Source organism: Klebsiella sp. 54 (genome assembly GCF_018223875.1).
Classification (GTDB): Bacteria; Pseudomonadota; Gammaproteobacteria; order Enterobacterales; family Enterobacteriaceae; genus Klebsiella; species Klebsiella quasipneumoniae.
In genome coordinates, this window is sequence record NZ_JAGRRA010000001.1 from 165,767 (window position 1) to 191,570 (window position 25,804).

The 25,804-nt window shown below is 59.4% G+C and carries 17 protein-coding genes, 1 tRNA gene and 2 pseudogenes; 17 read left to right on the forward strand and 3 right to left on the reverse strand.

From position 1 onward, the window contains the following. The first annotated feature begins 32 nt into the window (after window positions 1–32). The 14 genes and pseudogenes from KHQ24_RS00780 to KHQ24_RS00845 all read left to right on the forward strand — a co-directional run bounded on the left by KHQ24_RS00780 (window position 33) and on the right by KHQ24_RS00845 (window position 18,555). A tRNA-Pro gene (locus tag KHQ24_RS00780) sits at window positions 33–109 on the forward strand. 828 nt (window positions 110–937) lie between these two features. Further along, on the forward strand, window positions 938–2,545 hold the full coding sequence (gene dppA / locus KHQ24_RS00785; RefSeq protein WP_049004417.1) for a dipeptide ABC transporter periplasmic-binding protein DppA: 1,608 nt from the start codon (window positions 938–940) through the stop codon (window positions 2,543–2,545). Between the two features lie 134 nt (window positions 2,546–2,679). Beyond that, entirely contained in the window at window positions 2,680–3,699 is a 1,020-nt protein-coding gene (gene dppB / locus KHQ24_RS00790) for a dipeptide ABC transporter permease DppB (RefSeq protein ID WP_002921786.1), read from the forward strand. Between the two features lie 9 nt (window positions 3,700–3,708). Beyond that, window positions 3,709–4,611 (forward strand): dipeptide ABC transporter permease DppC, encoded by a 903-nt coding sequence (gene dppC, locus KHQ24_RS00795; protein ID WP_004204988.1) that lies wholly within the window; start codon window positions 3,709–3,711, stop codon window positions 4,609–4,611. Between the two features lie 10 nt (window positions 4,612–4,621). Next, window positions 4,622–5,605 (forward strand): dipeptide ABC transporter ATP-binding protein, encoded by a 984-nt coding sequence (gene dppD, locus KHQ24_RS00800; protein WP_043522501.1) that lies wholly within the window; start codon window positions 4,622–4,624, stop codon window positions 5,603–5,605. Next, window positions 5,602–6,615 (forward strand): dipeptide ABC transporter ATP-binding subunit DppF, encoded by a 1,014-nt coding sequence (dppF, locus tag KHQ24_RS00805; RefSeq protein WP_004204985.1) that lies wholly within the window; start codon window positions 5,602–5,604, stop codon window positions 6,613–6,615. Before dppD ends, dppF begins: the two co-directional genes overlap by 4 nt. A gap of 18 nt (window positions 6,616–6,633) precedes the next feature. Continuing rightward, window positions 6,634–6,813 (forward strand): annotated as a pseudogene (locus KHQ24_RS00810) (hypothetical protein). A gap of 316 nt (window positions 6,814–7,129) precedes the next feature. Further along, entirely contained in the window at window positions 7,130–7,666 is a 537-nt protein-coding gene (bcsO, locus tag KHQ24_RS00815; protein WP_211777084.1) for a cellulose biosynthesis protein BcsO, read from the forward strand. A gap of 1 nt (window position 7,667) precedes the next feature. After that, window positions 7,668–8,460: pseudogene (locus KHQ24_RS00820) on the forward strand (cellulose synthase operon protein YhjQ/BcsQ). Between the two features lie 19 nt (window positions 8,461–8,479). Continuing rightward, on the forward strand, window positions 8,480–10,591 hold the full coding sequence (gene bcsA, locus KHQ24_RS00825; protein ID WP_211777085.1) for a UDP-forming cellulose synthase catalytic subunit: 2,112 nt from the start codon (window positions 8,480–8,482) through the stop codon (window positions 10,589–10,591). Then, window positions 10,588–13,023, forward strand: coding sequence for a cellulose biosynthesis cyclic di-GMP-binding regulatory protein BcsB (gene bcsB, locus KHQ24_RS00830; protein WP_053809883.1), 2,436 nt, complete (start codon window positions 10,588–10,590; stop codon window positions 13,021–13,023). Before bcsA (KHQ24_RS00825) ends, bcsB begins: the two co-directional genes overlap by 4 nt. After that, complete coding sequence (locus tag KHQ24_RS00835) at window positions 13,020–17,066, forward strand: cellulose biosynthesis protein BcsC (RefSeq protein ID WP_211777086.1); 4,047 nt, start codon at window positions 13,020–13,022, stop codon at window positions 17,064–17,066. Before bcsB ends, KHQ24_RS00835 begins: the two co-directional genes overlap by 4 nt. Next, complete coding sequence (gene bcsD / locus KHQ24_RS00840) at window positions 17,066–17,542, forward strand: cellulose biosynthesis protein BcsD (RefSeq protein WP_004204979.1); 477 nt, start codon at window positions 17,066–17,068, stop codon at window positions 17,540–17,542. The genes KHQ24_RS00835 and bcsD overlap by 1 nt, the downstream gene beginning before the upstream one ends. Window positions 17,543–17,553: 11 nt before the next feature. Continuing rightward, a complete protein-coding gene (locus KHQ24_RS00845) occupies window positions 17,554–18,555 on the forward strand; it encodes a glycosyl hydrolase family 8 (RefSeq protein ID WP_017900010.1) in 1,002 nt (333 codons plus the stop codon). 105 nt (window positions 18,556–18,660) lie between these two features. Here KHQ24_RS00845 and bcsG read toward each other — a convergent pair whose 3' ends face one another. The 3 genes from bcsG to bcsE are packed head-to-tail and all read right to left on the reverse strand — an operon-like array spanning window position 18,661 to window position 22,084. Continuing rightward, window positions 18,661–20,337 (reverse strand): cellulose biosynthesis protein BcsG, encoded by a 1,677-nt coding sequence (bcsG, locus tag KHQ24_RS00850; protein ID WP_004204977.1) that lies wholly within the window; start codon window positions 20,335–20,337, stop codon window positions 18,661–18,663. Next, window positions 20,334–20,531 carry a cellulose biosynthesis protein BcsF gene (gene bcsF, locus KHQ24_RS00855; protein ID WP_004204976.1) on the reverse strand — a complete coding sequence of 66 codons (198 nt, stop codon included), beginning with the start codon at window positions 20,529–20,531 and terminating at the stop codon, window positions 20,334–20,336. Before bcsF ends, bcsG begins: the two co-directional genes overlap by 4 nt. Next, window positions 20,531–22,084, reverse strand: a complete 1,554-nt coding sequence (gene bcsE, locus KHQ24_RS00860) for a cellulose biosynthesis protein BcsE (protein ID WP_064178572.1) — start codon at window positions 22,082–22,084, stop codon at window positions 20,531–20,533. Before bcsE ends, bcsF begins: the two co-directional genes overlap by 1 nt. Before the next feature lie 169 nt (window positions 22,085–22,253). On the opposite strand from bcsE, the gene bcsR reads away from it, so the two are divergent. From bcsR to bcsA (KHQ24_RS00875), 3 genes are read left to right on the forward strand one after another with little or no spacing between them, the layout of a single operon-like run. Further along, entirely contained in the window at window positions 22,254–22,442 is a 189-nt protein-coding gene (bcsR, locus tag KHQ24_RS00865; protein ID WP_002921513.1) for a cellulose biosynthesis protein BcsR, read from the forward strand. 11 nt (window positions 22,443–22,453) lie between these two features. Continuing rightward, on the forward strand, window positions 22,454–23,185 hold the full coding sequence (gene bcsQ / locus KHQ24_RS00870) for a cellulose biosynthesis protein BcsQ (RefSeq protein ID WP_004204974.1): 732 nt from the start codon (window positions 22,454–22,456) through the stop codon (window positions 23,183–23,185). Beyond that, window positions 23,182–25,800 (forward strand): UDP-forming cellulose synthase catalytic subunit, encoded by a 2,619-nt coding sequence (gene bcsA, locus KHQ24_RS00875; RefSeq protein WP_004204973.1) that lies wholly within the window; start codon window positions 23,182–23,184, stop codon window positions 25,798–25,800. The genes bcsQ and bcsA (KHQ24_RS00875) overlap by 4 nt, the downstream gene beginning before the upstream one ends. Window positions 25,801–25,804: the final 4 nt, after the last annotated feature.

Genomic DNA, 25,804 nt, shown 5'->3' on the forward strand with positions numbered 1-25,804 from the left:
AGGCATCCCAGCAGTAAGATGCGCCCCGCATTCGGTGATTGGCGCAGCCTGGTAGCGCACTTCGTTCGGGACGAAGGGGTCGGAGGTTCGAATCCTCTATCACCGACCAAATTCGAAAAGCCTGCTCAACGAGCAGGCTTTTTTGCATCTGCGGCCAGTGAGGATGAGAACCCCGAAGGTTCGCTTCAGATCCCGTAGGCCCGCGCAAGCGCAGCGCCGCCGGGCACCTTCTGCAGTCTCCCGGCCCAAAACCGCATCAAAATCACAAAAAACATCTTTACCCCCGTTTCCAGCCAGCTGTTCGCTATTTTGTGACATCTTCCATTGCATTTTTTTATCGATGAACAGATCTTTTTTCGCGAAGCTTATGGCTGAATACAGCATTTTCCGCTGTGCGTTTTAACGTTCACGCTATTAACCGCTCACATATTGGTCACATAGCAAGAAATTTTTCTCATTTACTGGCATTGTTTCCCACTAGGTGTCGCAAATTAATAAGGTCTTTATTCTGCATATTAGCCAGTAGCATAAATTTCTCTGCTGAAAATAGCGTCTTGAAGTTTTTTTAATCTTTGCCTGTCGTTTCTCACGCTGGATGTAAAACCCGGCTGGCTGTATTGACGTTTCCCCATTCTGTTGACAGATTGTAGGGCATGAGGGGCATTTCATGGAGAATCCGTACTGCAACTCAGTCGTTTTTGCGAAAGGAATCCCCATCTCTCTCAACGCCTTCGGGCACCACCGACTGGACCGGGTATATTCTAAATAGTTCGAATTGCGGGAAGGCGGCAAGCTTGAGCATCCCCAGGAGCATAGATGGCTATGTGACTGGCTTATTGAGCACAGCCAACGCATCCATCATTCGAATATGACGAATAAAAATAAATAAAGGTCCGGCGGATATATGCAAACAACATCACAGTTTTGGAGCAGAATAATGAGTATTTCCTTGAAGAAATCAGGGATGCTGAAGCTTGGTCTGAGCCTTGTCGCCATGACCGTCGCTGCCAGCGTGCAAGCGAAAACCCTGGTTTATTGTTCAGAAGGCTCGCCGGAAGGCTTTAACCCACAGCTCTTCACCTCTGGCACCACCTATGACGCCAGTTCCGTACCGATCTACAATCGCCTGGTCGAATTCAAAACCGGTACGACGGAAGTTATTCCTGGACTGGCTGAAAAATGGGAAGTCAGCCCGGATGGTAAAACCTATACTTTCCACCTGCGTCAGGGCGTGAAATGGCAGGATAATAAAGACTTTAAACCAACCCGTGACCTGAACGCCGATGACGTGGTGTTCTCCTTCGATCGTCAGAAGAATACCAATAACCCGTACCATAAAGTTTCTGGCGGCAGCTATGAATACTTTGAAGGGATGGGGTTACCCGACCTGATTAGCGAAGTGAAGAAAGTGGACGATAAAACCGTCCAGTTCGTCCTGACCCGCCCGGAAGCGCCGTTCCTCGCTGACCTGGCCATGGACTTCGCCTCTATTCTCTCTAAAGAGTATGCCGACAATATGCTGAAAGCCGGCACGCCGGAAAAAGTAGACCTCAATCCTATCGGTACCGGTCCATTCCAGCTGCTGCAGTACCAGAAAGATTCCCGCATTCTGTATAAAGCCTTCCCGGGCTACTGGGGCACCAAGCCGAAGATCGATCGTCTGGTCTTCTCCATCACCCCGGATGCCTCCGTGCGCTATGCCAAGCTGCAGAAAAATGAGTGCCAGGTGATGCCGTATCCGAACCCGGCGGACATCGCGCGCATGAAGGAAGATAAGAGCATTACCCTGCTGGAACAGCCGGGCCTGAACGTCGGTTATCTCTCCTTCAACACCGAGAAGAAACCGCTGGACGACGTGAAAGTTCGTCAGGCGCTGACCTACGCGGTTAACAAAGAAGCGATCATCAAAGCCGTTTACCAGGGCGCAGGCCAGGCGGCGAAGAACCTGATCCCGCCGACCATGTGGGGCTATAACGACGACGTTAAAGACTACACCTACGATCCGGAGAAGGCGAAGCAGCTGCTGAAAGAAGCGGGCCTGGAAAAAGGCTTCACTATCGATCTGTGGGCGATGCCGGTACAGCGTCCGTATAACCCGAACGCCCGCCGTATGGCGGAAATGATTCAGGCCGACTGGGCCAAGATTGGCGTCCAGGCCAAAATCGTCACCTACGAGTGGGGCGAGTATCTGAAACGCGCGAAAGCGGGCGAGCACCAGACCGTCATGATGGGCTGGACCGGCGACAACGGGGATCCGGATAACTTCTTCGCCACCCTGTTCAGCTGCGCCGCGGCGAAAGACGGCTCCAACTACTCGCGCTGGTGCTATAAGCCGTTTGAAGATCTGATTCAGCCGGCCCGCGCCACCGACGACCACAACAAGCGTATTGAACTGTACAAACAGGCTCAGGTAGTGATGCATGACCAGGCTCCGGCGCTGATCATCGCTCACTCCACCGTTTACGAGCCAGTGCGTAAAGAAGTCAAAGGCTATGTGGTGGATCCGCTGGGTAAACACCACTTCGATAACGTCTCTGTCGAATAATAAGCACGATGCCTGACCCCCTCTCTCCGCGTGGGAGAGGTGGGGGGCGTATTCCCGCTATTCCGGGGAATGCTTTTGTGAGCAATACAGACGCCCTGTCGCCAGGCGGGGCGTCACTAGAGAGAATCCGGGTTATGTTGCAGTTTATTCTCCGACGTCTGGGACTTGTCATCCCGACATTTATCGGTATCACCCTTCTCACCTTTGCCTTCGTCCATATGATCCCCGGCGATCCGGTGATGATTATGGCGGGCGAACGTGGTATTTCCCCCGAACGTCACGCGCAGCTGCTGGCCGAAATGGGCCTTGATAAGCCGCTGTGGCAGCAATATGCCCACTATATCTGGGGCGTGCTGCACGGCGATTTAGGCATCTCGCTGAAAAGCCGCATTCCCGTGTGGCAGGAGTTTGTCCCACGCTTTAAAGCCACCCTTGAGCTGGGCGTCTGCGCGATGATCTTCGCCGTCGCCGTCGGCATTCCGGTGGGCGTGCTGGCTGCGGTAAAACGCGGCTCCATCTTTGACCACACCGCGGTGGGCCTGGCGCTGACCGGCTACTCGATGCCTATCTTCTGGTGGGGCATGATGTTGATTATGCTGGTTTCGGTGCAGCTGAACCTGACGCCGGTCTCCGGGCGTATCAGCGATACGGTCTTCCTTGACGATACCTTGCCGCTGACCGGCTTTATGCTGATCGACACCGCCATCTGGGGCGAGCAGGGCGACTTTATTGACGCCTTAATGCATATGATCCTGCCCGCCATCGTGCTGGGCACCATTCCGCTGGCAGTGATCGTGCGTATGACCCGATCGTCGATGCTGGAAGTGCTCGGCGAAGACTACATCCGCACCGCGCGCGCCAAAGGCCTGACCCGGATGCGGGTGATTGTGATCCACGCGCTGCGTAACGCGATGCTGCCGGTGGTCACGGTGATTGGCCTGCAGGTGGGCACGCTGCTGGCGGGCGCCATCCTGACGGAAACCATTTTCTCATGGCCTGGTTTAGGCCGCTGGCTGATCGACGCGCTGCAGCGTCGCGATTATCCGGTGGTGCAGGGCGGGGTGCTGCTGGTGGCGACGATGATTATCCTCGTCAACCTGCTGGTCGACCTGCTGTACGGCGTGGTGAACCCGCGTATCCGGCATAAGAAGTAAGGGGTCATCATGTCACAAGTTACTGAAAATAAAGTTATCACTGCGCCGGTGCCCATGACCCCGCTGCAGGAGTTCTGGCACTATTTCAAACGCAATAAAGGGGCGGTGGTCGGTCTGGTGTACGTGGCGGTGATGATCGTAATCGCCGTGTTCGCCAACTTTCTCGCCCCGTATAACCCGGCGGATCAGTTCCGTGATTCGCTGCTGGCGCCGCCGTTCTGGCAGGAGGGCGGCAGCCTGGCGCATCTGCTCGGCACCGACGACGTGGGCCGCGATATTCTGTCTCGCCTGATGTATGGCGCGCGCCTGTCGCTGCTGGTGGGCTGCCTGGTGGTGGTCCTGTCGCTGATCCTCGGCGTGGTGCTCGGCCTGGTGGCGGGCTATTTCGGCGGAGTGGTGGACTCAATCATCATGCGCGTCGTCGATATTATGCTGGCGCTGCCGAGTCTGCTTCTGGCGCTGGTGCTGGTGGCTATCTTCGGACCCTCCATCGTCAACGCCTCGCTGGCGCTGACCTTCGTGGCGCTCCCGCACTATGTGCGTCTGACGCGCGCGGCGGTGCTGGTGGAGGTCAACCGCGACTACGTGACCGCTTCCCGCGTGGCGGGCGCCGGGGCGATGCGCCAGATGTTCGTCAATATTCTGCCTAACTGTCTCGCGCCGCTGATCGTTCAGGCGTCGCTGGGCTTTTCTAACGCCATTCTCGACATGGCCGCGCTGGGGTTCCTCGGCATGGGCGCGCAGCCGCCGACGCCGGAGTGGGGTACCATGCTCTCCGACGTATTGCAGTTCGCGCAGAGCGCCTGGTGGGTGGTGACCTTCCCGGGCGTGGCGATCCTGCTGACGGTGCTGGCATTTAACCTGATGGGTGACGGTCTGCGTGACGCGCTCGATCCCAAACTGAAGCAGTAAGAGGTTCGAGATGGCGTTATTGAATGTAGATAAATTATCGGTGCATTTCGGCGATGAAAACGCGCCGTTCCGCGCCGTGGACCGCATCAGCTATAGCGTGAAGCAGGGCGAAGTGGTCGGCATCGTCGGGGAGTCTGGATCCGGTAAATCCGTCAGCTCGTTGGCGATTATGGGTCTGATTGATTACCCCGGCCGGGTCATGGCGGACAAACTGGAGTTTAACGGCCGCGACCTGCAGCGCATCTCTGAAAAAGAGCGGCGCCAGCTGGTGGGGGCGGAGGTGGCGATGATCTTCCAGGATCCGATGACCAGCCTCAATCCCTGCTTTACCGTCGGCTTCCAGATTATGGAAGCGATAAAAGTCCATCAGGGCGGCAACAAGCAAACCCGCCGCCAGCGGGCCATCGACCTGCTGAACCAGGTCGGCATTCCCGATCCGGCGTCGCGGCTGGACGTCTACCCGCATCAGCTTTCCGGCGGGATGAGCCAGCGCGTCATGATCGCGATGGCGATTGCCTGTCGGCCAAAACTGCTGATTGCCGATGAACCGACCACCGCGCTGGACGTGACCATTCAGGCGCAGATCATCGAGCTGCTGCTGGAACTGCAGCAGCAGGAGAATATGGCGCTAGTGTTGATCACCCACGACCTGGCGCTGGTGGCCGAGGCCGCGCATAAAATTATCGTTATGTATGCCGGTCAGGTGGTGGAGACTGGCGATGCGAAGGATATTTTCCGCGCGCCGCGCCATCCATACACCCAGGCGCTGCTGCGTGCGCTGCCGGAGTTTGCCCAGGATAAAGCGCGTCTGGCGTCGCTGCCGGGCGTAGTGCCGGGGAAATATGACCGTCCCAACGGCTGCCTGCTGAACCCGCGCTGCCCCTATGCTACGGATAAATGCCGTAGCGAAGAGCCGGCGCTCGCGGATCTCAATGGCGGTCGCCAGTCTAAATGTCACTACCCACTCGATGATGCCGGGAGGCCTGGATTATGAGTACGCAAAAGGCCGCCACGCCACAACCGCTGTTGCAGGCCATTGATCTGAAAAAACACTACCCGGTGAAGAAGGGGTTATTCGCCCCGGAACGGCTGGTGAAGGCGCTGGACGGCGTCTCCTTTACTCTTGAGCGCGGTAAAACGCTGGCGGTGGTGGGAGAGTCGGGCTGCGGTAAATCGACCCTCGGTCGTCTGCTGACGATGATTGAAATTCCCACCGGCGGCGAGCTCTATTATCAGGGGCAGGATTTGCTTAAGCACGACCCACAGGCGCAGAAGCTGCGGCGGCAAAAAATCCAGATTGTGTTCCAGAACCCCTACGGTTCTCTGAACCCGCGTAAAAAAGTGGGGCAGATTCTGGAAGAGCCGCTGCTGATTAACAGTAGCCTGAGCAAAGAGCAGCGCCGCGAAAAAGCGCTGGCGATGATGGCGAAAGTGGGCCTGAAAACAGAGCATTACGATCGCTACCCGCATATGTTCTCCGGCGGTCAGCGCCAGCGTATCGCCATTGCCCGCGGGCTGATGCTGGATCCGGACGTGGTGATCGCCGATGAGCCGGTCTCCGCGCTGGACGTTTCGGTACGCGCTCAGGTGCTGAACCTGATGATGGATCTGCAGCAGGATTTAGGTCTGTCCTACGTGTTTATCTCCCACGATCTGTCGGTCGTCGAGCATATCGCTGATGAAGTGATGGTGATGTATCTCGGCCGCTGCGTGGAGAAGGGCACCAAGGACCAGATCTTTAACAATCCGCGTCATCCGTACACCCAGGCGCTGTTGTCGGCGACGCCGCGTCTGAACCCGGACGACCGTCGCGAGCGGATTAAGCTGACCGGCGAGCTGCCGAGCCCGCTGAATCCGCCGCCGGGCTGCGCCTTCAACGCGCGCTGCCGCCGGCGCTTCGGCCCCTGCACCCAGCTTCAGCCGCAGCTGAAGGATTACGGCGGCCAGCTGGTGGCCTGCTTTGCCGTCGACCAGGATGAGAATCCGCAAAAGCCCCACGCCTGATGGCACGCTCCCGGTCCGATAACCGGGAGTTTCTCTCCCGCCGGGTATAAAACCCGGCGATATCGCCTTTTATCGCAGTGAATGCCACGTTCTCGGCGCATTCTTCGTCGATTATCCGAAAAAATAAGACTTTCAGTCCATTTTTATAGAATTAAAGAGAAATTAAAATGGTTCAGGTTTATTCTTTCGCTGATCTGACGCTATGATTCTATCATTACCTAATACATTTATATAAAAACGGACGGGAAGCGCGGTGGAAGCGTGGTTTAAGGATGGACGCATACCTAAAAAATGGGGCTATCCTTCTGAAAGGAAAATGTTAGTGTAGCGATACTTCTGCCGTGGAATCACACCGAAAATCAAATTCTAAACTATTATAACCCTGTCAACCGTATGTATTGGTACGTCTCCAACGGCGCGTTTTCTGCCATACCAGAGACGCAACGATATTTTAAATATACTTAGAAAATAACAACAAACTTAATATGAAATTTTTAAAATCATGAGGTTATCAATGAACCATTATGATGATCTGCAGCGCTTTCAGGAAAAAACGCGGACGCAAAACCTCAACTTTCAGGATCTTTCATCGCAAGCCGCCACGCGCGAGCATGGAGACTGGGCGATCCTCAATCAGCTAAATCCCGGCGCAGAGAAACCCTCTTCCCTGGCGCTGGGAGGCTCGGTTTCCGCGCCCCTGCCGCAGTCAGTGCCCGCGGATCTGTTCCACCAGATAGAAGCGGCCGTAGCGGCGGCGCCAGCCTCCGCTTCCGTTGTGCCTGCCGCTCCGGCCGCGCCAGCGGCCCCGCAGCCGGCCGTGGAGACCGCCACCGCCGCGCCGGAGCCAGTCAGGCAGGTGCCTGCGGTGACCCCTGCGCCTTCAATCCCGGCGCCTGAACCGGCAATGGCGCCACCGAGAATGGCTCCTCGACCCGCGCCCACCGCCGAGAACTATGCCCACCTGTTCGCGGCGAAAAGCGCAGAGCCGGTGGCGAAAAATAAAGACCAGCCTTTGAAATCACTTCTGGAAAGGATCGCAACATGCCGTTGATTTGCGTCTGTTCACCGAAAGGTGGCGTAGGGAAAACGACCCTGGCGGCCAATTTAGCCTATTCGCTGGCGCGGACCGGCAGCAAAGTGCTGGCGCTGGATTTTGATGTCCAGAACGCGCTGCGTTTGCATTTTGGCGTGCCGCTGAACGATGAGCGCGGCTATGTGGCGAAGGCGCTGGACCTGCACGACTGGAGCCAGTGCGTGCTGAGCGCCGGCAGCAACATTTTCGTCCTGCCGTATGGCGAAGTGAGCGAAGCGCAGCGTCAGGCGTTTGATGAGCAGCTGACCCACAATGACCATTTTCTCCAGCGCGGACTGTCCGCACTGCTGAATTATCCCGGACTTATCACCATCGCCGATATGCCGCCAGGGCCTTCGCCGGCGCTAAAGGCGCTGACGGGGCTGGCGGACCTGCATCTGATCCCGCTGCTGGCTGATACTGCCTCGATGTCGACCCTGGCGCACGTAGAAAAACAGCGCCTGACCGGCGCGGCGCTGAATCACAAGCATGGGCACTATTTCGTCATTAACCAAAGCGATAGCCGTCGCCAGGTCAGCCGGGACGTCACCAGCCTGATGGAAGAGAAGCTGGGCGAGCGACTGCTTGGCATCGTCCATCGTGATGAAAGCGTGGTGGAGGCCAATGCATCGCAGAAGTCGATTCTGGACTTTAACGCTTCCTCGGCAGCGGCCTTCGATATTGAAATTATTGCTAAAAAAATATCTTCGCTGTTGGGTATCCATATTGGCGATGGCACGGTGCACAGCCAGCCACGCATGTCAGGGCTTTAACTTATTGCAGGGCTGCTGAATGAAAAAATCTCTTTTTTGGTTGCTGGCGCTGGTGCTGTCACCCGTCGCCGTGCTGGTGGTGATCACGCCGATGGACAGCCAGAAGCAGTATATTTTTGGTCTGCTGAGCATCGGTATTCTCTTTCTGATGGGGTTCAGCAAGCGCCGCAGCGTATCGGTCATTATGGTCGTCACGTCGCTGCTGATGTCTACCCGTTACATGTATTTTCGTCTCACGCAGACCCTGCACTTCAACTCAGCTATTGAAACTATCCTCGGCATGGGGCTCTTTCTGGCGGAAGTCTATATCTGGGTGATGCTGCTGCTTAACTATCTGCAGACCGTGTGGCCGCTGAAGCGCGGTATTGTTCCGCTGCCGGATGATATGAGCAAGTGGCCGACGGTGGATATCTATATTCCGAGTTATAACGAACCGCTTGAGGTGGTGCGTGACACCGTCCTCGCGGCGCAATGTATTGATTATCCCAAAGAGAAAATGAAAATCTATCTTCTGGATGATGGTAAGCGCAGCGAGTTTGCCGTCTTCGCCGCCGACGTCGGGGTGGGCTATATCACCCGCAACGATAACAAACACGCTAAAGCGGGGAACCTCAACCACGCCCTAACCCTGACCCAGGGGGAGCTTATCTGTGTTTTCGACTGCGACCACGTCGCCACGCGCGTGTTTCTGCAGGCCACCGTCGGCGGCTTCCTGAAAGATCCGATGCTGGCTCTGGTGCAGACGCCGCACTACTTCTATTCCCCGGATCCGTTCGAGCGCAACCTCTCCGTCGGGCGCAACATCCCGAACGAAGGGATGCTGTTCTATGGCCCGATTCAGCAGGGCAACGATAACTGGAACGCCACCTTTTTCTGTGGCTCCTGCGCGGTGATCCGCCGCGAGGCGCTGGCGCAGATCGGCGGTTTCGCCGTTGAAACGGTGACTGAAGATGCCCATACGGCGCTCAAGTTCCAGCGCCTTGGTTGGAAGTCGGCCTTTCTCGATATCCCGCTGGCGGCGGGTCTCGCCACCGAGCGCCTGGTGGTGCACGTTATCCAGCGTACCCGCTGGGCGCGTGGGATGACGCAGATTTTTCGCGTCGATAACCCGCTGTTTGGCCGAGGGCTGACCTTCCAGCAGCGCTTGTGCTATCTCAGCGCCATGCTCTACTACCAGTTTGCGCTCCCGAGGGTGGTGTTTGTCACCGCCCCGCTGGCTTATCTGCTGTTTAACCTCAATATCATTTACTCGTCAGCGAGCCTGATCGTCTCCTATGCGCTGCCGCACCTGTTTCTCGCCATCTACGTCGGTTCGCGAATGAACGGCCGCTATCGCTACAGCTTCTGGGGGGAAATCTACGACATTGTGCTGGCTTTCCACCTGGTGCTGCCGACCCTGGTGACGATGATTTTCCCCAAACGCGGTAAATTCAACGTCACCGATAAGGGCGGCCTGCTGGACGTCGGCTACTTCGATTTCACCGTGGTGCGTCCGCACCTGGTGGTGGCCTGTCTGCTGGCGCTGGGGGTGATCGTCGGCATCGTCCGGGCGATTGGCCATGACTACTTTGGCTCGGACCCCAACGTTATCGCTCTGAACGTCGGGTGGGGGATCTACAGCCTGATCTTCCTGCTGGCGGCGATTGCCGTGGCGCGTGAAACGCGGCAGGTGCGGAAAACCATTCGTATCGATGTCGATATCCCGGTAGTGATCCATTACGCCAGCGGCATCGTGTCCCGCAGCCACACCGAGGATCTGTCGATGGGCGGTTGCCGCGTGGTGGCGCCGGATAAGCGCCATCTGGAGGATGATATCGAAGAGGTTGAGCTGATCCTGCAGTCCGGGGCTATCTCCATCCCGGCCCAGTTGGTCACCTCTGACGAGCGCTTCCTGCGCCTCAAGTTTGATGAAGATATTCCGCTTTCGCGCCGCCGTGAGCTGGTGCGCGTGGTGCTGGCCCGCGCGGATGCGTGGATTAATCCGCCGCGCCCGCAGGATAACCCGTTCCGCTCCTTCTTCACCATTTTACGCTGCGTGTTCGAACTGTTCTGGCTGACGTGGAAAACCCGTCGCAGCCAGCGCAATCGGGCAACAGTGGCGAAAACGGCGCAGGAGGATGGCACGTTATGAAGCGATTAACGACGCTGGCGCTGCTGGCAGGGATGCTCTCTGCGCCTGCGCTGCACAGTGAAGAACCGGGCTCCGGCGCCGCCGCGCCGCTGAGCTTTCCGCAGCTCAATGGCGCGGCGGACAACGAGCCAGGCGACGAACCCCCGGCCGCCTCGCCGGAGGAGAGCGCCTCCCCGACAGCCCCCGCCACCGCCGGCGATGCGGCGGCGACGGCCCCTGCGCCGGATATGCCGGACTTGCCCCCGCCGGTGAGCGGGTCGGCCGCGCCGGAGGTCATTCCTGTCGCTCCGGTCTGGGGAGGCGATCTGAATCTGGCGCAGATGGGGATGCCGGACGGCATTATTCTCAGCGGCGGTCAGCGGCAGGGGGGCGTCAGCTTTACCCTGCCTTCCGATCAGGTGGTGATCCATTCGCAGCTTAGCCTTGCCGTTCGCGTATCGCCGGAAATGGCGAGTCGCAATGCCACCCTGCAGCTGATGCTCAACGGTCAACCGCTCGGCACCCTGCCGCTGGGGGCCGATGGCGAGGATGTCTCCCATTATCAACTGGATATCCCGCCCGCGCTGATGGTTTCCAGTAATAACCTGAGCGTGAAGATCAACGATGGCGATACCCTGCAGTGCCAGCGTGACATTCATGATTCGTCGCGGGTGACGGTGCTGCCCACGTCGCATTTCAGCTGGGAAAGCCAGCAGTTGAACATCAGCGACGATCTGAGCCACTTCCCGCGTCCATTCTTCGACAGCATGCAGATGACGCCGGCGGACATCGCCGTTTCCTATGGAGCGAAGCCGTCGGCCGACGTCTTCAGCGCCGCGGCGCTGGTCTCTTCCTGGCTGGGTATCCAGGCGGACTATCGCGGCATCGCCTTCAGCGCGCTGCGCGACCGCCTGCCGGAACGCCACGGTATCGTGATTGGCCACCCGGGCGAGCAGGTGGGCGGCATGACGCTGCCGGAAACCGATAAGCCACTGCTGCGCATCATCGCCAACCCCGCCAATCCAGCCTACAAGCTGCTGTTGATTGTCGGCAAAAACGATACCGCGCTGCGCATGGCCGCCTGGCGCCTGACCCGCGGCAACTTCGCGCCGCAAACCGCGACGCTGGATGTTGAACCACAGACCATCCCGGTTGGCAAAGCGTACGATGCGCCGCGCTGGATCCCCACCGATCGTCCAGTCAGACTCAGCGAACTGCTGCGTAAGGATCAAAGCCCGACCGTCAGCGGCGTCTGGCACGAACCTTTACGTATCGCCTTCCGCGCCGCGCCGGACCTCTATCTGTGGGATGGCGAGACGATCCCGCTGCAGGTTGGCTACCGCTTCCCGTCGGAGAGTTGGATCAATGAAGACAAGTCCCTGCTGAGCGTCACGCTCAACGGCACCTTCCTCAACAACCTGCCGATGAACAAGCAGGGGCCGCTGGAGAAAGTCTGGCGCTACCTCGGGGGCGATGCGCGCCAGGAGCGCTTTACCATCCCGCTGGCACCCTACCTGATCTATGGCGATAACCAGCTGTCGATGTACTTCAATGTGGTGCCGAAGGACGATGTTCCGTGCTCGGTTCTGCTGAATAACAATATCAAGAGCCGCATCACTGACGACTCATGGATTGATTTGAGCAAAACGCGACACTTCTCGCTGCTGCCAAACCTCTCCTATTTCGTCGGCGCCTCTTTCCCTTTCTCGCGGCTGGCGGACTATTCGCAAACGACGCTCCTGCTGCCGGCGGAACCGTCTGAGACCCAGGTGGCAACCCTGCTGAATCTGGCGGCGCGCTCCGGGAATGCGACCGGCACCGCGCTGGCGAATAACCGCGTCGTGCTTGGGATGCCCACCGGCGGCGGGGATTTGCAGTCGCTGCGCGAACGTGATGTGCTGGCGGTCACCGCTCTCGATCAGCAGGCCTTCAACCAGAGCCTGCTGGCCGACTCACCCTACCGCCCGGTGGATAATGTGCTGAGCGTCCGCGAGCCCGACCTGTGGCAAAAAGCGCAGCGCCGACTCACCGGCGACTGGACCTCCGCCAGCCTCGATGCCGATCGCTACTTCTCATCCAGCAGCGCCTGGCGCGGGTTTATCAGCTATCGTTCGCCGTGGAACCCCGCCCGCCTGGTGGTGGTGGCGATGGCCAGCAATGATGACCAGCTGGCGCGACTGAAAAACGATCTGGACTCACCGCGCATCAATGCCGGGATCCGTGGCGATACCGCGGTGATCACCAGCGATAACGGGGTGCGTAGTTTCCAGGTAAGTACGCCGTTCCCCAGCGGTCAGATGCCGTGGTACATGATGGCGGTCTGGTATGCCAGCCAGCACTCCGGTTTCCTCGCTCTGCTGGGGCTGATTGCCACCTCGATAATGGGACTGGCGCTGACCGCGATGTTTAAACGTCACGCCCGTAAGCGTCTGGGTTCGGGGGATAACCAATGAAAAGAAAGATAACGATGAAAAGCTCCCGGCGGCTCACCACATTCTGCCTCACCGGCGCCCTGGCTCTCGGCGCTTCTGGCGGCGCGCTGGCGGCGGGTAACGACGCGGCGCTGCAGGCGCTGTTCGCCCAGGCCAACTACTGGCATGAGAAATCCCATGACGAGCTGGCGATGGAGTCCCTGCAGAAGGTGCTCTCGGTGGATGCCAACAACACCCAGGCGCTGTATCTGATGGCGCTCTGGTCGCAGCAGGGCGGCGATATGCAGGCGGCGGCGCAGTGGCGCGCGCGGCTGGCGAAAGCGGCGCCGGACAGCCCGGGACTGCAGGATCTGGACAACGCCAAAAAAATGTCGCAGGTGCCGCAGGGCCAGCTCAGTCTGGCTCGCCAGCAGGCGCGCGGCGGCAATATCCCCGGCGCGCTGGCGACCTGGCGCAGCATGTTCAATGGCAATACGCCGCCTGCCGGGCTGGCGGCGGAATATTACCTGACCATGGCCAGCGACAAATCGCTCTATCCGCAGGCCATTAGCGAACTGCGGCAGTACGTGGCGCAGCATCCCCAGGAGAACGCCCCGCGGGTAGCGTTGGGCAAAGCGTTAACCTGGCGGGAAGATACCCGTCGGGAAGGGATCGCCCTGCTCGAGCCGATGGCCAGCGGCAATAAAGAGGCGGACAGCGGCTTGCGTCAGGCCTTGCTCTGGCTGGGTCCGCAGGCCGGGGATGAGCAGTATTACGATACCTGGATGCAGCGTCATCCGCAGGATAGCGAAGTTCAGAACTACTTTCGTGAACGGCGCAGCGGCCAGGCGCGCGGCCAGGGCTACGCCAATCTCAACAGCGGCAATACCGCTGCCGCGAAGCAGCAGTTTGAAGAGGTATTGCAGACCAACCCGCAGGATGCCGATGCGTTGGCGGGCATGGGCTATATCGCGCAGCGCAGCGGCGACTACCAGGCCGCATCGCAATATCTGAGCCGGGCGGCGGACCTCGGCGGCGACGCCTCGGCGACCCGCCGTCAGCAGGCGGCTGATGCCCTGTTCTACGGCCAGCTGGCGCAGGCTCAGCAGGCCTATAAGCAGGGCAATATCAGCCAGGCGCTGGCGCTCTCCGCGCCGCTTGCGCAGCAGAGCGGGGCGCGGGGCGCCTCGGCGAAGCTGTTTCGCGCCGATGTGCTGCGACATAACAAAGATTTACCCCAGGCCGAGCAAACGCTGCGCTCACTGTTAAACGACGACCCGCAGAATGCGGCGGCGCGGGAAAACCTCTACTACGTGCTGCGCGAGCAGAATAAATCCGCCGAGGCGCAGGCGATGCTGCAGACGCTGCCGCAGAGCCTACAGCAAAAACTGCAGCCGCGAGTGGTGGCCGGCATGCCAGGCGACGCCCTGCGTCGTCAGGCCCAGGCGCAGGTCAGCAGCGGTAACCCAGCCGGCGCAATAGCCACCCTGCGCGAAGGCGTTGCCCGCTATCCGGACGATCCCTGGCTGCGTCTCGATCTGGCCCGACTGCTGCAAAAATCGGGTAACGCCAGCGAGGCCTCTTCGCTGATGTCGGCGGCCTATCGCCCCGGCGCCAGCAACAGCGCGTTGTATGCCGCCGCGCTGTTCGCCAGCGAAAACGGCGCCTGGCAACAGGCGCAGACGCTGCTGGCGCGCATTCCCGGCGGCAGCCAGACCAGCGACATGCGCGATTTACGTCAGCGGGTGAACTACAACCTGCAGCTGGTGACCGCCGAAAACTACCTGGCGCAGGGCAATACCATCGCCGCCAGCAATACCCTGCGGGCGATGGCCTCCACGCCGCCGAAAGCCCCGGCGGACGCCGGCAAGCTGGCGCGGCTGCTGGCCGAGAGCGGCGACCTGACCACCGCGGTATCGCTGGTGCGCAACAATATCAGCGGCGGGGTGTCCGGCAACGCCGGGGATTACGCCGATCAGATCGCCGTCCTGAACCAGGCCGGGCTGACCGGCGAGGCGCAGAACCTGATCAGCAATCCGCAGCTGCAGGCCAGCAGTACGCCGACGCAGCTGGCGAGCATTCGCAATGGCTATGTGATCAACGAGGCCGACCGCCTGCGCGAGCAGGGCAATTATGCCGCGGCGTATGACAAGCTGATCCGCGCCATGCAGAGCGATCCGCAGAATACCGATCTGATGTTCGCGATGGCGCGGCTGTACCAGAGCGGCAAAATGAACAAAGAGGCCGGGGTGGTCTATGACTACCTGATGACGCGCGATACGCCGAACCAGGATGCGCGCGCCGGGGCTATCGACGTCGCGCTGTCGGCGGGGAACAACGATCGCGCGGAACAGCTGGCCGGCGGCTTGCGTCAGGATAACTCCCCGGATCGCCTGCTGCTGCTGGCGAGAGTGGCGGAGGCCCAGGGTCATCATCAGCAGGCGATGACCTACCTGCGCAGCGCCCGCGGCAAACTGCTGGGCATGCAAAGCACCAACAGCAGCGAAACGCCGACCGTCGGCGGGGTGCTGGCGGCGGATAACCCCTTCATCGGCGTGTCGCAAACGTCGGCGCCGACGCGGACGGCCTCCGCCTACGGGCAGTATATGCCGTGGCAGGTTGCCCAGTCGGCCGCCGCGCCCGGCTCCTCACTGCCGGGGATCCATCGCACCGATCTGCCGGTGGACACCGCCCAGACGCGGATGCTGCGTCAGGTGGACACCATGATGGAGTCGCTGCAGGAGAAAACCGGCAGCTGGCTGCAGGGGGGAATGGACGTGCGCGGACGCGACGGCGAATCGGGCACCAGCAAGCTGACGGAGCTCAGAACGCCGCTGACCTGGTCCTCCTCGCCGTTTGGCGACTCGCGCTTTGACTTTACCGTCACCCCGGTGTCGTTAAACGCCGGGACCGCCAGCGGCGACGCCTGGCGTCGCTACGGCGCCAACCCGCTGGCCAACGCGGTCTCCAATATGGTGAGTACCGCCACCAGCGAGCAGGCGGCGATCGCCTCGATGACCGAGGCGGAGCGGACGGCCTATTTTGCCAGCAATCCGGGGGCAGAGGCGTTAAGCGGCCTGGGCACCCTGAACGCGGCGGACTTCAATCCGACCACCAGCAGCGGGATGGAAAACCTGGCGAAGCTCGGGAGCTATGATTCGGGGCAGGTGGCCAGCTATCTTTCCTCGTCCAGCCGTAAGCCGAACGTTGACCAGACCAGCGGCTCGACCGATTCGCAGAAGGCCAACGGCGTCGAACTGGCGCTGGCGCTAAGCGGTGACGATTACCGGGTCGATATCGGCAGCACGCCGCTGGGCCAGGATCTGAATACCGTTGTCGGCGGGGTGAAATGGTCGCCCAAGCTGACCAACTATCTGTCGCTGATCCTCACCGGCGAACGCCGCTCGCTCACCGACAGCCTGCTTTCGTATGTCGGTCTGAAGGATGCCTATTCCGGTAAAACCTGGGGGCAGGTGACGAAAAACGGCGGCACCCTGCAGCTGAGCTATGACGACGGTGACGCGGGCTTCTACGTTGGCGGCGGCGGTTACAGCTACCTGGGGCAGAACGTCGCCAGCAACACCAGCATCAACGCCAATGCCGGGGTCTATCTGCGGCCCTATCATGACGAATACCGCCAGCTGCAGGCCGGGTTGAGCATGAGCTATATGGATTACTCCAAAAACCTCAGCTACTTCACCTATGGCCAAGGGGGCTACTTTAGTCCGCAAAACTACGTCAGCGTGTCGCTGCCGGTCAGTCTGACGGAAAAATATGATAACTGGACCATGAAGCTCGGCGGCTCGGTGGGCTACCAGTCTTACAGCCAGGATAAGAGCGCCTATTTCCCGACCAATTCGGAGTGGCAGCAGACCCTGGAGACGGCGGTGAGCAATGGGTTTGCCAAGGAAGCCTACTATTCTGCGACCTCGAAGAGCGGCATCGGCTATACCCTGCGCGCCGGGGCGGATTACAAGGTCAACAAACAGATGACGCTGGGGGGCCAGATTGGCTATGACACCTTCGGGGATTATAACGAAAGCACCGCCGGGCTCTATATTCGCTATATGTTAGGAGATCATTGATGATGACGGAGAACAATAACCCGGTGGTGATGACCTGGTTTCAGCAGCAGCAAACGCCTGCCGGATGGTTCGATCTGTTGATTATTATGGTCGAAGGTATGTTAAATAATGCCGGCGAGCTGGAAAGTCAGCCCTTCCTGCGTCAGATGGGCGCCTCGTTGGCGGAGACCCATCCGTTGCCGGCGTCGGAGACCGTAGGGGAGCTGGAGGCGAATATCAACCGGCTGCTGACCCATTTCCACTGGGGGGTGGTGACCATCGACGTCGGTGAGGATGGCCTGCGCTTGCGCCATCAGGCGTTGCCGGTCAGCCGCGATGATGCGGGGCGCGTGCGCTGGTGCAACGCGTTCTGTGCCATACTCGAGGGGTTATATTCTCGCTGGCTGCAGAGTCAGGGAGGCAGCGCTCACGTAATATTGCAGCGTGAGCGGGTGTTCTCTGTCTCTGACGTTCAGTTTCTTTACTACCATCCATAATGAGTGAATTTATGCCCCTGCGTGCTTTAGTGGCGGTGATAGTGACAACGGCAGTAATGCTGGTGCCCCGGGCGTGGGCGGATACGGCCTGGGAGCGTTATAAGGCCCGTTTTATGATGCCGGACGGCCGTATCATTGATACCGCCAATGGCAATGTGTCGCATACGGAAGGCCAGGGCTTCGCCATGCTCCTGGCGGTGGCGAATAACGATCGCCCGGCGTTCGACAAGCTGTGGCAGTGGACGGACAGCACCCTGCGCGACAAGTCTAACGGGCTGTTTTACTGGCGCTATAACCCGGTGGCGCCGGACCCGATCGCCGATAAAAACAACGCCACCGATGGCGATACCCTGATCGCCTGGGCGCTGCTGCGCGCGCAAAAGCAGTGGCAGGACAAGCGCTACGCCATGGCCTCCGATGCCATCACCGCCTCCCTGCTGAAATATACGGTGGTGACTTTCGCCGGTCGCCAGGTGATGCTCCCGGGCGTGAAGGGGTTTAACCGCAACGACCACCTGAACCTTAACCCCTCCTATTTCATCTTCCCGGCCTGGCGCGCCTTTGCGGAGCGGACGCACCTGACCGCCTGGCGGACATTGCAGAGTGACGGGCAGGCGCTGCTGGGGCAGATGGGCTGGGGGAAATCGCATCTGCCCAGCGACTGGGTGGCGCTGCGGGCGGATGGCAAGATGCTGCCGGCCAAAGAGTGGCCGCCGCGGATGAGTTTCGATGCGATCCGTATCCCGCTGTATATCTCGTGGGTCGATCCGCACAGCGCCTTGCTCGCACCGTGGAAAGCCTGGATGCAGAGTTACCCGCGCCTGCAAACTCCGGCGTGGATCAACGTTAGCACCAACGAGGTCGCCCCGTGGAATATGGCCGGCGGCCTGCTGGCGGTGCGTGATTTAACGCTTGGCGAACCGCTGGAAGCGCCGCAGATTGACGACAAGGATGATTATTACTCCGCCAGCCTCAAGCTGCTGGTCTGGCTGGCGAAACAGGATCAGCGCTAGCGCTGTGATGTCTTTGCAGGTTTCTCAGCCCGTATCCTGCGGGCTGAGAGAAAAGAGCAGGAACGTCTCACGATGTAAGGCCGCCAGAATAGGCGGCCTTGTCGCTTATTGCGGATAAGGCACCCAACTGCCGCCATTCAACTGGACATAAGGCTTGCCCTGATACTGGATAACGATGGCGTTGGCGTTTTCGGACACCGCCGCGCTCTGCGGCAGGTTGGCGACATACTGCTGCCAGTTGACGCTGTCTTCGCTGAACATTTTGCCGTCGAGGGCGCGCACCACCAGCTCCGACACCGCCAGGTAGCTGCTGGGCTGATCGATGATAATTGGCGCGCCTTCATGCGGCGCCTTCATGCCGAAGAATTTCACCGCCGTCGGGACGTTAGTGATCGACGGGCTCGGGATATCCCGCAGGCCAGACACCTGCATCTTATCGCCCTTCAGCGCGCCGCCGTGTTCCGGCACCACTACCACCATCACCTTACGCCCCGATTTTTCCAGTTCGGTGAAGAAGTTATCCAGGTCGTCAAACAGCTTCTGCGCCCGCACTTTGTAGTCCGCGGTTTTGCTTTGTCCCGGGAAGTGATTGCCGTCATGCAGCGGCAGGGTGTTATAGAACGTGGCGCTCCGCGGATTGCTGCTGGCCTCTTCGGTCTTCAGCCAGCGGTTGAGAACCGCGAGATCCTCATACACTGGCGAGCCATCAAATGCCTGCAGGCTGACCGGCAGACCGCTCTGGTCCATCAGCGGGCTCTGCATGCCGCCCAGCGAACGCAGCTCTTTTAGGAAGTCGCCGAACAGGCCGTTGTGGCCGAGCATCAACTGCTGGTTGAAGCCGAGTTTCGCCAGATTTTCAAACAGGTAGCAATCGGCGCCGGATGGCTGATACAGGTTGGTATGCGACAGCTGGCCGCAGCTGGCGCGCAGCAGACGCACTGCCGCAGGTCCGCTGTAGGAGGTCGCTGAGTTAAAGTTTTTGAAGACGATATCGAAATGCTTCCACAGCGGGTGGTCCATCAGCCCGGCGGCTTCAATATCCGACCAGGAGAGCGAGCAGATATTGATCACCAGCAGGTCAAACGGCTGCGCATCCGCCGGCAGCTGGTCCGGGAACGGTGTCTTGCGCTTCTGCTCGGCGGCATAGAAACCGTTCAGCCAGTTGGTGAGGTTGGCCGAGGTCGGCGGTTCGGTCTGCGGCGGAATATCGCTGCTGGCCGGGCTGGACGCGGCGCCAGCGGCGGCGTTGGTCCCGACGTTGGCCGGCGCGGTGGCGGCGGCAGTGGTGGGCTGACCGGCAGGCCAAATGGTAAAGGCCGGCAGCAGCGGACTGACCGCCTGCCAGACGACCATCGCGGAGACAAACACGGTAACGCGCAGCCACTGGCTGATAAACAGCCACAGCACCAGTAAAACAAAGAAGGCGCCGACCATGCTCCAGTTGATAAAGCGGACAATCAGATCCCAGATATAGCTGGCGCTGAAGCCGGCGATTTGCGATCCCTGGCTAAAAATCGACTCTGGCCCGGGCAGCCAGGTATCGTGCCAGAACAGCGCGAATCCCAGCGGAATGGCGATCCAGTGGCGGATGCGGTGCAGCTTTTCGCGCGGGATTGGCACCAGCAGAAAGGCGAGAAACACCAGGTTAAGCATCGGGTGAAAATTGAGATACCCGGCCCACAGCAGGGCAAACTTGACCAGAAAGTAGAAGTTCCAGCCGCCAAGGCCGCGCCAGTACTGCCAGAGCGGAAGCGGTGCCGCGGTCGTTTTTTTATTTGTCATTTGTTCGCTTTGCCTTGCTTAACCGTTGTTCCCCGGCGTAATACCCCTGCCGGTTTCACGTAACGGGGTTTAAAGAACATCAGTCTTAACGTCGTGCGGATCCGGCGCTGATAGTGGCGCGTCAGGTAGCCCAGCGGAAAAAACAGCAGGGCGCAGAGCACCACCAGTTGCAGAATATCGGCGATAGACATCATCAGGCTTGCTCCTCACGGGTGGTTAACCGGTGTGGTTCGGGATAGCGTCGCCAGTGGCGTCCATCATGGGTGGCGTTGATGGTCTCGTTTTTACCGACCGTGAGAGGCAGCGGCGTATTCCAGCGCGCCGGCTCGATGCCGCGCATGATCACAATTTCCGAGAGAATCTGTTTGTCTTCAAACCACACCATGCGGTTAGAAAAAATATCGCCAGTCGGTAGCGGGAAGATATGATTTAGCGCGGTGTCGAGGTCATTGACTCGGCAAAATGACAAGAACAGCACCAGCCGGTTATTGCCGATAGTCATGATGTCGCCCATCCGGTTGGGTTTGCATAACGTCAGCGCCTGCTCAACGCGCAGCCCCGGCGCCGGGCGCAGGGCCACCATCACGCCTTTGCTGTCGGCCGGCAGCAGGGTATTGGTCATCACGTTGTGCACCGCTTCGCAAAAGGCGTCCCATTTCTGATAGCCGCGCAGTTTTAACGGCTGGCTCCAGGTGAGCAGGGTGGCAAAATCTTCCGGGATATGGCGGGAGAACTTTTGGTTCTGAACGCTTTCGATTAGCGTCAGGCAGCGGGAAAGCGACGCGCTGCTGGGGATCACCAGGCTGGCGCCGCTGCTGAGCAGCAGCCGCTCATCAGTCGCGCGCAGGCTGGGGGTTTGTTCGCGGACAATAATTTTCAGCGCCGTGCCGCGCTGACGGCGCAGGGTATGAATATAGCGGCCCAGCTGTTCAATTTGCGTATTTTGGGTAATGGAGAAGAGGATCGTCGCCGCTTGCGCGGTGCGCCCGGCGTTGAAGACCTCGTCGTTGGTGTCAAACAGCGTCCAGTATTCCGACAGCGGCGGGGCACCTTCCAGCACGCGCACATTGCTGAGGATCGCTTTTTCATCGCTGCGCGGCTGCACGCTGGTTTCAGCGTCCTGCGCTAATCGCCAGCCGGCGTCATCATGTTGCACCATCAGCTGCTGCTGGGCGCTGATACCCTTATCGCTTCCCCACCAGGCAATATCAAAGATATGCCGGTCGCCCTGGTAACGAATACTTGCCAGTCCGGAAAGGGAGCGGTACTCACGTAATAAGGGAGTCAGCTGCCGATCAATATCCTGCGCGGAATTGATCGCTAAGAATGCGCAGCGATGATATTGCGCCCAGCGGCTGGTCTTTTCCACCCAGGCGCATAACTTTTCGTTATTTATATTTTGCCAGGCATTTTCAGCACATAGCAGAATAAATAAATAATTGCCAGGTTCGAGGGAGCAGACCAAGTCGCGATGTATTTCTTCCAGCGCCTCCGGACGATTCGGCAGGGTAAACAGTGCAATATTATCCGGGCCGTGAATGTGTTCTAATGAAATGATATCATTTGGTTTATTCCCCATCACCAGCGCGGCAACCTTGCTGTTTTTCGCCTGCGTGGCCAGCGTCTGATTAAATAGACTGACGGCATCGGCATAACGGTCAACGTTGAGCCACCATACCCCGCCGACCGGCATATGGCACACTTCATCCCATAATGATGAAATACCCAAAGTAAATACACTATCCACGGCATCCCTCGTGCGCCCTGATTCACACTGGATAAGTTTACTAGCGAAACTGACAGAGTAAACCTAACATTGAAATTAAAGGTCATCAGTTTTAGCATGTACACCTGCTTTTTAAGGATGCGCTGTATACGTCCTCTGGTTTAATAATAAATTTCGAACGGACAGAGATATGCCAGCAAAAGATCCTGCGGTACCCACGGACGCCACGCTGGGGTACACCTTTCAAAATGATTTTCTGGCGCTTAGCCGGGCATTTTCCCTGCCGGATATTGATTATCATGATATTTCCAGGCGCGAACAGCTGAACGCGGCGCTGAAGCGCTGGCCGCTGCTGGCAGAGTTTGCAGAGAAAAAATAAGGAAGCCGGAGATGGCTATTCTGGGATTACAGGGCGTGCGAGGGGGGACTGGCGTCACGTCCATTACGGCTGCACTCGCCTGGGCGCTGCAATTGCTCGGTGAAACGGTGCTGGCGATCGACGCCAGCCCGGATAATATGCTGCGTTTTTTCTTCAATACCGACATCCATCATCAGGACGGCTGGGCGCGGGCGCTGCTCGATGGCCGGGACTGGCGCGACGCGGGTCTGCGCTATACGCAGCATATCGATCTGCTGCCGTTTGGCCAGCTCAGCGCGGGCGAAAGAGAAAACGTCGACCAGCTGCAGCCCACCCTGGGGGCGATGACGGAGGCCGTACTGCAGCTGCAGGGGCAGTACCGCTGGCTACTGCTGGATCTGCCGGCGGGCTATTCGCCGTTGACCCGCGAGCTGCTGACGCTCTGCGACCGCTCGCTGGTGGTGGTCCATCCCGACGCCAACAGCCATATCCGTTTGCACCAGCAGCCCTTTCCGGCCAACAGCGATATTCTGATTAACGATCTGCGGGTCGGCAGCCAGCTGCAGGAAGATCTCTACCAGCTGTGGCTCGAGAGCCAGCCGCGCATCCTGCCGGTGACCATTCATCGCGACGAGGCGATGGCCGAGTGCCTGGCGGCGAAGCAGCCCCTTGGGGAGTATCGCCAGGACTCTCTGGCGGCGGAAGAGGTACTGACCCTGGCGAACTGGTGTCTGATCCACTATGCCGGCGGGAGGCCGGCATGATCCGCCTCAGCACGCTGCTGCTGGCCCCGCCGGTGGGGGAACGGCTGCGCGCGCGCTATGACGACTACCGGCAGCATGGCGCCTCATGGCTGTCGGCGTCGCTTGGCTGCCTGTGGGCATCGCTGGTCTGGGCGCTAATGCCGCTGGAGACGCCGCGATGGCAGGCGATTCTGGCGCACCATGACACCTATTTCCCCCATATTAATCCGCATCGGCCACGTCCGCTGGATCCGCTGCGCTACCTGCTGCAATCCCTGTGGTTACTGACAACGCGCGTGCCGGAGCCGGAGAAAAAGGTCAACTGGCGTTCGCTGGCGGCGCTGGAAGGGGTGCACGGTCGCTATACGCAGTGGCTGGAAAAATTGCCTGAGCAGGTCAACGCCCGCACCGGTCATCTGGATAAACAGAAAGAGCTGGCGCACCTCAATCCCAAACTGCGCCGGGCGATCCTTGGGGGGGTGACCTGCTGCTCGCTGGTGCTGGCGCTGATGTGTATTACGCAGCCTTTTAACCCGCTGTCGCAGTTTATCTTCCTGATGCTGCTGTGGGGCGTGGCGCTGCTGGTGCGGCGCATCCCCGGCCGCTTCTCGGCGCTGATGCTGATCGTGCTGTCGCTGACGGTCTCGTGCCGCTATATCTGGTGGCGCTATACCTCGACGCTGAACTGGAACGACCCGGTAAGCCTGGTGTGCGGGATTATTTTGCTGTTCGCTGAGACCTACGCCTGGGTGGTGCTGGTGCTGGGCTACTTCCAGGTGGTCTGGCCGTTGAACCGCCAACCGGTGCCGCTGCCGGAGGACATGGATCTGTGGCCGACGGTGGACATCTTCGTCCCCACCTACAACGAAGATCTCAACGTGGTGAAAAACACCATCTACGCCTCGCAGGGCATCGACTGGCCGAAGGACAAGCTGAACATCTGGATCCTCGACGACGGCGGACGGGAAGCGTTTCGCCAGTTTGCCAAAGATGTCGGGGTGCACTATATCGCCCGTACCAGCCATGAGCACGCCAAAGCCGGCAACATCAACAATGCGCTGAAATACGCCAAAGGGGAGTTCGTCTCGATCTTTGACTGCGACCATGTGCCGACGCGCTCGTTTCTGCAGATGACCATGGGCTGGTTCCTGAAAGAGAAAGAGCTGGCGATGATGCAGACCCCGCACCACTTCTTCTCGCCCGATCCCTTCGAGCGCAACCTTGGTCGTTTTCGCAAAACGCCGAACGAAGGGACGCTATTCTACGGCCTGGTGCAGGACGGGAACGACATGTGGGACGCCACCTTCTTCTGCGGCTCCTGCGCCGTGATTCGCCGTGGCCCGCTGGATGAGATCGGCGGAATCGCCGTCGAAACGGTGACCGAAGATGCCCACACCTCGCTGCGCCTGCACCGGCGGGGTTACACCTCCGCCTATATGCGTATTCCGCAGGCGGCGGGGTTGGCGACGGAGAGTTTATCCGCGCATATCGGCCAGCGCATCCGCTGGGCGCGCGGGATGGTGCAGATATTCCGCCTCGATAATCCGCTGTTTGGCAAAGGCCTGAAGCTGGTACAGCGCGTCTGCTACGCCAACGCCATGCTTCACTTTCTCTCCGGTATTCCGCGCCTCATCTTCCTCACGGCGCCGCTGGCCTTTTTGCTGCTCCATGCCTATATCATTTATGCGCCAGCGCTGATGATCGCGCTATTCGTGTTGCCGCATATGATCCACGCCAGCCTGACCAACTCGAAGATTCAGGGCAAATATCGCCATTCGTTCTGGAGTGAAATCTACGAGACGGTGCTCGCCTGGTATATCGCGCCGCCCACCTTTGTGGCGCTGATTAATCCGCATAAAGGCAAATTCAACGTCACCGCGAAGGGCGGACTGGTGGAAGAGGAGTATGTCGACTGGGTGATTTCCCGGCCCTATATCTACCTCGTGCTGCTCAACCTGGTCGGCGTCGCGGTGGGGATCTGGCGCTTTATGTACGGCCCGGAAAACGAAATTCTCACCGTCTGGGTGAGTATTGTCTGGGTGTTCTACAACCTGATTATTCTTGGCGGCGCGGTGGCGGTCTCGGTCGAAAGCAAGCAGGTCCGCCGGTCGCATCGTGTCGAAATGAGCATGCCGGCGGCAATTGCCCGCGAAGATGGCCATCTGTTCTCCTGCACCGTTCACGACTATTCCGACGGTGGGCTGGGGATCAAAATTCACGGCGACGCTCAGGTGTTGGAGGGGCAGAACGCCAGGCTGCTGCTCAAACGGGGACAGCAGGAGTATGCCTTCCCGGTGCGGGTCGCGCGGGTCAACGGCAGCGAAGTGGGATTGCAGCTGCTGCCGTTGACCAACCAGCAGCATATCGATTTTGTGCAGTGTACGTTTGCCCGCGCCGATACGTGGGCGCTTTGGCAGGATAGCTTCCCGGAAGACAAGCCGATGGAAAGCCTGCTGGATATCCTCAAGCTGGGGTTCCGTGGCTATCGTCACCTGGCGGAGTTTTCGCCGCCGTCGGTGAAGGTGGTTTTCCGCGCGCTCACCTCGCTGGTGGCATGGATAGTGTCGTTTGTACCCCGACGCCCTGAACGCGCCGCGCCGACGCTCTCCGCAGACCCGGCAATGGCTCAACAATGATGAT

Excerpts from the sequence above, each read along its gene's own strand:
- dppA (WP_049004417.1), top strand. The coding sequence starts at position 938 with ATGAGTATTTCCTTGAAGAAATCAGGGATGCTGAAGCTTGGTCTGAGC.
- dppB (WP_002921786.1), top strand. The coding sequence starts at position 2,680 with ATGTTGCAGTTTATTCTCCGACGTCTGGGACTTGTCATCCCGACATTT.
- dppC (WP_004204988.1), top strand. The coding sequence starts at position 3,709 with ATGTCACAAGTTACTGAAAATAAAGTTATCACTGCGCCGGTGCCCATG.
- dppD (WP_043522501.1), top strand. The coding sequence starts at position 4,622 with ATGGCGTTATTGAATGTAGATAAATTATCGGTGCATTTCGGCGATGAA.
- dppF (WP_004204985.1), top strand. The coding sequence starts at position 5,602 with ATGAGTACGCAAAAGGCCGCCACGCCACAACCGCTGTTGCAGGCCATT.
- bcsO (WP_211777084.1), top strand. The coding sequence starts at position 7,130 with ATGAACCATTATGATGATCTGCAGCGCTTTCAGGAAAAAACGCGGACG.
- bcsA (WP_211777085.1), top strand. The coding sequence starts at position 8,480 with ATGAAAAAATCTCTTTTTTGGTTGCTGGCGCTGGTGCTGTCACCCGTC.
- bcsB (WP_053809883.1), top strand. The coding sequence starts at position 10,588 with ATGAAGCGATTAACGACGCTGGCGCTGCTGGCAGGGATGCTCTCTGCG.
- KHQ24_RS00835 (WP_211777086.1), top strand. The coding sequence starts at position 13,020 with ATGAAAAGAAAGATAACGATGAAAAGCTCCCGGCGGCTCACCACATTC.
- bcsD (WP_004204979.1), top strand. The coding sequence starts at position 17,066 with ATGATGACGGAGAACAATAACCCGGTGGTGATGACCTGGTTTCAGCAG.
- KHQ24_RS00845 (WP_017900010.1), top strand. The coding sequence starts at position 17,554 with ATGCCCCTGCGTGCTTTAGTGGCGGTGATAGTGACAACGGCAGTAATG.
- bcsG (WP_004204977.1), bottom strand. The coding sequence starts at position 20,337 with ATGACAAATAAAAAAACGACCGCGGCACCGCTTCCGCTCTGGCAGTAC.
- bcsF (WP_004204976.1), bottom strand. The coding sequence starts at position 20,531 with ATGATGTCTATCGCCGATATTCTGCAACTGGTGGTGCTCTGCGCCCTG.
- bcsR (WP_002921513.1), top strand. The coding sequence starts at position 22,254 with ATGCCAGCAAAAGATCCTGCGGTACCCACGGACGCCACGCTGGGGTAC.
- bcsQ (WP_004204974.1), top strand. The coding sequence starts at position 22,454 with ATGGCTATTCTGGGATTACAGGGCGTGCGAGGGGGGACTGGCGTCACG.
- bcsA (WP_004204973.1), top strand. The coding sequence starts at position 23,182 with ATGATCCGCCTCAGCACGCTGCTGCTGGCCCCGCCGGTGGGGGAACGG.